This window comes from Micromonospora sp. NPDC050795, from assembly GCF_044456785.1.
In the GTDB taxonomy this organism is placed as follows: Bacteria; Actinomycetota; Actinomycetes; order Mycobacteriales; family Micromonosporaceae; genus Micromonospora.
The window spans coordinates 1-892 of the sequence record NZ_JBITGE010000116.1; the positions used below are offsets into that span (position 1 = coordinate 1).

General features: G+C 66.3%; 1 protein-coding gene. It reads left to right on the forward strand.

Annotated elements, in window-relative coordinates:
• Nucleotides 1-113 precede the first annotated feature (113 nt).
• The coding region (locus ACIBEF_RS32485; RefSeq protein WP_396797246.1) for a hypothetical protein at nt 114-892 on the forward strand (779 nt) is incomplete at its 3' end.

Genomic DNA, 892 nt, shown 5'->3' on the forward strand with positions numbered 1-892 from the left:
CCCGGAACTTGCAACAGCCCTGCAAGATCAGGGGCAAAACCCGGGGAAACTGTTGAACGCGTGACTGTCTTCGCTCGTTGAGAGGCCAGTACCGAGAAGGTGAGGAGATCCGGATGGCACCTAGGAATTCCGATCAGGTCTTTGCGCAGGCGTTGAACACCCTACCGGTAGGCACCCGCATCACGGGCAACACCACAGTGATGCTGCCCGGTCGTACCGTCCCTGTTCCCATCGGCCAACTGGTGAAAAGACTGCGGGACATCGCGGCCTTTGGGGGGCGGGTGGCGGCGCCGGATCCGGTGTTGGTCGCCGCGTTGGCCGCGCACGGCCTGCACCACAACCCGACCGCGCTTCCCGACGGCAAATGGCGGCTGCAACCCAGCAGCGCCAAAATCACCTGGACCGATCAGGACTATGCGCAGGCGTTGAACAGCCTGCCGGTAGGCACCCCCATCACATACGACGCCACAGTGACGCTGCCTGGTCATAGCGTCCCTGTTCCCATCGGCCAACTGGTGAAAAGACTGCGGGACATCGCGGCCGGCGGGGGGCGGGTGGCGGCGCCGGATCCGGTGTTGGTCGCCGCGTTGGCCGCGCACGGCCTGCACCGCAACCCGACCGCGCTTCCCGACGGCAAATGGCGGCTGCTACCCAGCGGCGCCAAAATCACCCGGACCGATCAGGACTATGCGCAGGCGTTGAACAACCTGCCGGTAGGCACCCGCATCACGCAGAAAACCACAGTGACGCTCCCCGGTCATCCCGACCCTGTTCCCATCGGCCAACTGGTGAGAATACTGCGGGACATCGCGGCCGGCGGGGGGCGGGTGGCGGCGCCGGATCCGGTGTTGGTCGCCGCGTTGGCCGCGCACGGCCTGCACCGCAACCCGAC